8 protein-coding genes and 1 pseudogene are annotated in these 5,833 nt (G+C 61.0%); 5 read left to right on the top strand and 4 right to left on the bottom strand.

The genetic code is table 11. The annotated features are described in order from the left end of the window. The 3 genes from DDZ14_RS20065 to DDZ14_RS18990 all read left to right on the top strand — a co-directional run. Positions 1-220, top strand: a 220-nt coding sequence (locus DDZ14_RS20065) for a hypothetical protein (RefSeq protein WP_233252650.1), incomplete at its 5' end; no start/stop codon positions are given. Positions 221-463: 243 nt separating this feature from the next. Continuing rightward, complete coding sequence (locus DDZ14_RS18995; RefSeq protein WP_109426544.1) at positions 464-928, top strand: HD domain-containing protein; 465 nt, start codon at positions 464-466, stop codon at positions 926-928. 321 nt (positions 929-1,249) lie between these two features. Further along, positions 1,250-1,585, top strand: a complete 336-nt coding sequence (locus DDZ14_RS18990) for a class I SAM-dependent methyltransferase (RefSeq protein ID WP_109426543.1) — start codon at positions 1,250-1,252, stop codon at positions 1,583-1,585. A gap of 302 nt (positions 1,586-1,887) precedes the next feature. Here the strand turns inward: DDZ14_RS18990 and DDZ14_RS18985 are convergent, their stop codons facing one another. The 4 genes from DDZ14_RS18985 to DDZ14_RS18970 form a co-directional block, all read right to left on the bottom strand. Further along, positions 1,888-2,136: a ParB N-terminal domain-containing protein gene (locus DDZ14_RS18985; RefSeq protein ID WP_109423718.1), complete on the bottom strand. Its 249-nt coding sequence runs from the start codon at positions 2,134-2,136 to the stop codon at positions 1,888-1,890. Positions 2,137-2,439: 303 nt separating this feature from the next. Next, a complete protein-coding gene (locus DDZ14_RS18980) occupies positions 2,440-2,925 on the bottom strand; it encodes a GNAT family N-acetyltransferase (protein ID WP_109426545.1) in 486 nt (161 codons plus the stop codon). A 425-nt stretch (positions 2,926-3,350) separates the two neighbouring features. Then, complete coding sequence (locus DDZ14_RS18975; RefSeq protein ID WP_109426542.1) at positions 3,351-3,833, bottom strand: YHS domain-containing (seleno)protein; 483 nt, start codon at positions 3,831-3,833, stop codon at positions 3,351-3,353. A 385-nt stretch (positions 3,834-4,218) separates the two neighbouring features. Beyond that, complete coding sequence (locus DDZ14_RS18970) at positions 4,219-4,815, bottom strand: hypothetical protein (RefSeq protein ID WP_109426541.1); 597 nt, start codon at positions 4,813-4,815, stop codon at positions 4,219-4,221. Positions 4,816-5,022: 207 nt separating this feature from the next. Between DDZ14_RS18970 and DDZ14_RS18965 the strand changes: the two are divergent. Both DDZ14_RS18965 and DDZ14_RS18960 read left to right on the top strand, forming a co-directional pair. Further along, a pseudogene (locus tag DDZ14_RS18965) lies at positions 5,023-5,199 on the top strand (integrase core domain-containing protein); the annotation flags it as partial. 161 nt (positions 5,200-5,360) lie between these two features. Continuing rightward, positions 5,361-5,833: alpha/beta fold hydrolase (locus DDZ14_RS18960; RefSeq protein ID WP_146193204.1), on the top strand; the 473-nt coding region annotated here is incomplete at its 3' end.

The following is a 5,833-nucleotide window of genomic DNA, read 5'->3' as shown; positions in this document are numbered from 1 at the left end:
TGGGCGCAGCCGCTTGAGCTACCTGATGGCTCCGCGCCTGCGCCCATTGCTCATGCCGCCGAATGATGACACACAAAAGGGGAACAAGCTCGACTTACGAGTGGCCCTGAAAAAAGGGGCAGGTCAGTGCGGCGTCGGTCCGGGAAGAACGCGCCGCGCTTGCGGGTCTCTCGTCTCGCCAAGTGCCAAGGGCCGTGGTAAACTGGCGGCGCAGGTGTGACACGGTGATATTCTCCCGGCCGTAGCACGCCCCCGAAGGGGCGGAGCGCCATGCGAGGTTTCCGGGCAACCGGGCGGGAGGCCTCGCCACCTGCACCTGTCGCCATTGAGGATAGAAGACGCCTCCCGGGCGCGGGCGCGTTTCTCGCCTGTTTGCGCGGGCGGCCCTGTTGGCGCAATCTGTGCGGCATCTCCATCGCGCGTGACATGCGGAACGGCGCAAGTGACATGAAAGCATAATCATATGGGACCCACCACAATCTCCGACCTCGCCGCCGATGCCAGGTCGTTTGCCTGTGCGGCCCATCAGGGCCAGATCGACAAGCTGGGCCATGCCTATGGCGCGCATATCATCCATGTGGGCGAGAGCGTCGCCGCGCTCGGGCCCGAGTTCGAGGCTGTCGGCTACCTGCATGATGTCGTCGAGGATTGCGATGTCAGCCTGCGGGAGATCGAGAGGCGGCTCGGGAAGCGTGTCCGGGATGGCGTTGACGCGATGACGCGGCGCGCGGGCGAGGAGTATCACTCGGATTATCTGCCGCGGCTCATGGCCGACGAGATCGCCGTGCGCGTCAAATATGCCGACAGCCGGCATAACTACGGAAAAATCCATCTGCTCGCGGATGCGGTCGAGCGGGCCCGGCGGCGAGCCAAGTACCAGGCCATATTCGACGCCCTCGAGACCAGATGCCCCGATCTGAGTTCCTGAGGCGAGGCGCCCGATATCGCTCTGCGAGATGGCGCCTGGGTGATTGCGCCCCGTGACCGATAGGTGCGGGCGGTCGAGGTCGGCGCTGCCGCGGGCCTGCGGCGGGCATCCTTGGTTGCGAGGCCAGTGGCGGCCGGTCCACCGGCATTCGGATTGGCGGTCCCGCCCGTCACTTCGTACAATGACCGCCGGAGTGGCGACCGCGGAAAATCGGGATCCGTGACGCTACCGGAGCAAGTCTGGTGCCGCGAATGAAGGCTCCCCGACCTTCCGCCATTCCACCCTCGTCTTGGAGGCGAGCGCGTCTATGCTCGCAGGGGAATGAACGCCGATCCGGAGATGGCCTTTTCAGGATATCCCGACGCGCATGCGGCGCTTTCTGAGATGCTTCGCGTTCTAGCGCCAGGTGGCAGGCTCGTTCTGATCGACGTGAACTATCCCTCCGATGGCAACTGGCCTGGTACCCGGATGGTACGCCTCTGGCAACGCGGCGGCGACGTCATTCGCGACATGGACGCGCTGCTTGCCTCCCACGGTCTGTCATTTACTGATGAGGAGATCGGCGGGTGGGGGGGCATTCATCTCTACTGTGCGAACAGGGCCGGACCGAAAGGTCGGCAGCCCAAGCACTTGCCTTATCTTCCGATCTCAACCTGAAAGGCTGCTCTCCTTTACCCTTCGCTTCGGCCCAATAGCATCGACAAGTACAGCTTACACCCATTGCTCGAGATCGACGTCATTGACGAGAAGGTTCTGGATATTCATCCTTTCCAGACGAAAACAGGCATCTGTCCCGTATTTTGACCACTCAGGTGGGGCTGATCAATCTCAAATGGCCGCGCCTCAATGGCACGGCGCACAGCCCGAATGCACGATAACCCACCATATTCCAGAGGATCGAACACCTTCTGCGTCTTTTTGCTGTTGACTGACGCGGCCCCGTTACCGAGGTCTGGACCTTAATGCATGCGCGCCTGGACGAGATATCCCTCGACACTATCCTCGCCGAGGGCTCTAAGCGCTTCTAGCCGATGCAACCCTTCGAGCAAGACAAACCTGCCCTTGCCTGCCCTGAGCCGTATCGGTGTCGTCTGGCCGAGTTCGATAATGCTCTCTGCAATCTCTTCCACCTTTGCTGGGTCCAGCGTCTTTTTACGCTTTGCGGGCACATAGATTTCAGCGATGGGAAACTTTCTCTTTTTCAGCATATGCAAGCCATAGCATGGCTACGGTGAGAGGGCACTGGCCTTATGTCTAACGTTAGCTCCGACCGGACAGATTTAGGGGTTTGAGCAATGGAGGATTTCCGGTTCATCGAAGCCATTAAGGAGTAAAGATGAACAAGACACCCGGAACCTCGAAGGACGGCTGTGTCCGTCGTCAGAGATTTTCGGTCAATTGGTGGCCTGATCTAAGACAGGGTCCGGCTCATCTGGATGGTCTGATTATGCGGTGGCATTGCGGTGAAGCAAGCGCGGGGTTTGTACGAGGTGGATGGCATCTACAGGATGTCATTTCATCTCCATCCGGTATTTGAGGAATGGCGCGCCTGCATATTCGACCTCGGCAACGAACGTTGCTCCCAACCGCTCGAGCGCGCGGAGATTCCGGCGCGAAGGCGCCAAAAGGAAGGTGACGACGGATATGCGTGCGTCGGCGCGGGCGAAGGCAAGGGCCTTGCGGGCGATGCGCGCGCCCAGTCCGAAGGCGTCGGGCTTCAGCACAAGCGCGAAATCCCATTCGCCGCCCTCCATCTGGAAGCCGCCCCAGCCTAAATAACGGTTGTCTGCAAGAATTGCCCAGTGCCCCAGGCCGTCACGGTGCCAGCACGCTTCCTTGGCCGCGACGAAGTCTGCGGCAATGTCGCGATTCCATGCGTCCTTCAGAAGCGGCATGTGCTCGGCCACGCGCGGGTCTGACATATGCTCGACAAGGACCTGAAGCGGAATGTCGGGCAAACGCGCCAATGTGATCCGGGGCGATCCTGCCCGTGTCATGATGGTCGTCTTCTCGCAAAGGGTTTCGACATAGCAGCACATGGAACGGTCTCTCCGGCGCAATCAGACCGCCTTTCCCGAACAGAGTTATGCTCTATCCGACGCGCCAGCGCGCCTCCGCGGCGGCGGAACTCGGCCAGGCGGTCGTCATAGTCGCCGGCAACCGGCTGCGGTCCGCCGGGCAGGTTGCCGTCACCACCGGCGCCCAGCCCACTGGCGAGTTCTCCCGGGAACCAGTCGGACTTGTTCGCCAGATCAGCGGTCATGCGGTCAAACGCCACGCCCCTCTCGTTGCCGGAGATGGCGATGGGTTAGACATAGGGGCAGATCGCGCGGATCACGAGCGTGAAGGGAGTGGGCATGTCTCTCTCCGTTATAGGTCCGGGCCGGCATGCGAGGGGCCGGCCCGGGTCCGGTGCCTGGGATCAGAGATCCGTCGCAGCGGTGTGTTCGATCGCGCTCCAGTTTCCTTCGGCCTTGGTGATGGTGCCGGCCCGATCCTTGAGGTAGGCCTTGTAGACATCCTCGTTGAGGAAGACATAGAGCTTGTCGTCCATCACCGCGGCGAAGCCCGGGTCGCCGTCGAACTTCTTGCCGACCGAGACGCCGAAGGCGCAGAAGCCGCCGTACTGCGGTGCGTAACGGGCCGGATTCGCCTCGAACGCTTCGAGGTGCTCTTCCGAGGCGAAGTAGTAGGCGACCCCGTCGTGAGCGGCGGCATAGGAGGCGTCGCCCTCCACGTTCTTACCCTGATCGAGTAGCGCGACCGGATCAGCGCCATGCAGGCCGAGTGGTGCTCCGCTATAGGTCAGGCCCGGAGCGACGTTGGCCTCATCGGCGGCCATCGCGGGGCTGAGGACGCAGAGCGCGGTCAGCGCGACGGCGGCGAAGGTGAGCTTGCGAGACATCGGATTTCCTTGTTTGATTGATGGGAGCGCCCCCGATCCGCAAGGAGTGGGGGCGCCGCGGCCCGAGGCAGAAGAGCTCCTTCCCCATCTGCGTCGGCGCAGCGCCAGGGAACCCCAAATCACCTGTCGCATTAATGCTAAATAATCCGTATTTCATGCTTGATCATCCGAGTATCTGGAGCTTTCTGGTTTCACGTTTAACGCGGCCATAATGTTTGACCCGCTCAGGGACGCCCACACCCGCCTCTCGCTCCGCGGCGCTCAAATGCTGCACGAGCTTCACCGAACCTTGCGGCGTGCGCATCCCGTCTTTCCGCGATGTCGCGCGCTTTCTTCTCGTGCCCCGGACGAGGCGCTTGTTCGGGCGGCGGGCGTGCCGGTGCCGCTAATCAAGCCTCTGGTGGTGTTCACAGGTCACATTGACATTGAACGGCTCCAAACTGCCCGCAGGGTTGTCGCGATGCAGCCAGACATGCTGATCGAAATGCGGCATGAACCCGTGCGCCTCGTCAGCGGATGTGTCCTCGCGGTCGATCATGTGATCCCAGTGACGGCCGTTCATCATCGGCGCTTCGGCATGGTCCGCGGCACGCCAGGCTTTTTCAAAGACAAGGTTCTCGATGGCCACGAGAACATGTGAGCCGTCGGCCTGAGGCTCATAGATCAGGATGGCCGGGTGCATGAAATCCGTGTGCGTTCCGGCACCGTCCACACGCGGCGTGTCGCCGGTGATCTGAAGCAGCGCGGGATGAAGATAATGGACGCCCATCGCGCCGAGTTCCGCGGGATAGCCCTCGGAGGCCGCCGTGACGCAATGATTGGCAGGGTCACGGATGTAACCATCGGCAAGCGCCACGTTCAGGTCGCGATACTTCTCGGAAATGGCGCGGAGTTCTTCAAGATCGTAATCGTCGGCAACAAGCGGTGAAACTGAAAGAAGGCACGCAACGAATGCGCACAAGCAGACAATGCCAGGCTTCATGATCGTCTCTCCCGAAAACCGGGCCGGCCAGATGTGAAATAGGCAAGCATACCGACCCAACCGGATCATCGTACCACGCGTTGCCGAGTCGCGGCACTTGGAAGAGGGGGTTCTCTGAGGCGCCCGTACACTGGCGCTTGATCCTGGCCGTCGTCTCCCCCATGAAATCCGCTAAAGCCAGCCAGTGACTCTCACAGAGCCTGTGGCGAGGAGTGCCTCGATGAGCACCTGTTCCCGTCTCTGCGACATGCCTGCCGCATGATTGCGGCATGGCGCGACGACTACAACCAGCACCGCCCGCATTCGAGCCTCGACGGGCAAACTCCGCGGGAGTATCACCAACGGTCAGAAGAGGACCAAAACCTGAATAGAGCTAACTTATAAACGCGGACTCCACGGGGAGCAGGTCACGGAAGCCCCGGAAAAGGTTAGATTTGGTCATCGTCGAAAGCTACGCTGCCACCCTGCCCCGTTTAAGCACCTCAACTTGACACCGCCCTCCTCGTCCCTCAAGTTCACATGCCGCTATTCTTGGAGTCACTGCGGTGAAACAACCAGCAGAAGCAGATTTCCTGGAAGCCGGATCGGGAGAACCTGTGATCCTTATTCATTCGAGCGTGGCCGGTGCCCGCCAGTGGCGTAGCTTGATGGATTTGCTCTCAAATCGCTTCCACCTGATCGCCGTCAACCTCATCGGTTATGGCGGGACTGCGGCCTGGCACGGCGAGCGAGCGCAGACGCTTGAGGATCAGGCGCGATTGATCTCTCCTTTCCTTCCTGCGGATGGTGGCAAAGTCTCGATAGTCGGACATTCTTTCGGCGGAAGCGTTGCAATGAAGGCTGCGGCGCTTTTCAAGGACCGTATTCACCGCCTCGTCCTGATCGAGCCAAACCCGTTTTACTTGCTTGCCCAACACGGGCGGACCGAGGCCCTACAAGAAGCGCTGCGCCTGCGTCGCATCATCAAAGAGCATGGAGCAAGCGGAGTTTCGACTGCGGCCGCGGAAGAATTCGCAAA

This window comes from Maritimibacter sp. 55A14 (assembly GCF_003122205.1).
GTDB lineage: Bacteria > Pseudomonadota > Alphaproteobacteria > Rhodobacterales > Rhodobacteraceae > QEYE01.
This window is presented reverse-complemented; position numbering and strand designations above follow the sequence as displayed.

What these genes read in the sequence shown, in the direction of transcription:
- DDZ14_RS18995 (WP_109426544.1), top strand. Translation starts at nt 464, where the DNA reads ATGGGACCCACCACAATCTCCGACCTCGCCGCCGATGCCAGGTCGTTT.
- DDZ14_RS18990 (WP_109426543.1), top strand. Translation starts at nt 1,250, where the DNA reads ATGAACGCCGATCCGGAGATGGCCTTTTCAGGATATCCCGACGCGCAT.
- DDZ14_RS18985 (WP_109423718.1), bottom strand. Translation starts at nt 2,136, where the DNA reads ATGCTGAAAAAGAGAAAGTTTCCCATCGCTGAAATCTATGTGCCCGCA.
- DDZ14_RS18980 (WP_109426545.1), bottom strand. Translation starts at nt 2,925, where the DNA reads ATGACACGGGCAGGATCGCCCCGGATCACATTGGCGCGTTTGCCCGAC.
- DDZ14_RS18975 (WP_109426542.1), bottom strand. Translation starts at nt 3,833, where the DNA reads ATGTCTCGCAAGCTCACCTTCGCCGCCGTCGCGCTGACCGCGCTCTGC.
- DDZ14_RS18970 (WP_109426541.1), bottom strand. Translation starts at nt 4,815, where the DNA reads ATGAAGCCTGGCATTGTCTGCTTGTGCGCATTCGTTGCGTGCCTTCTT.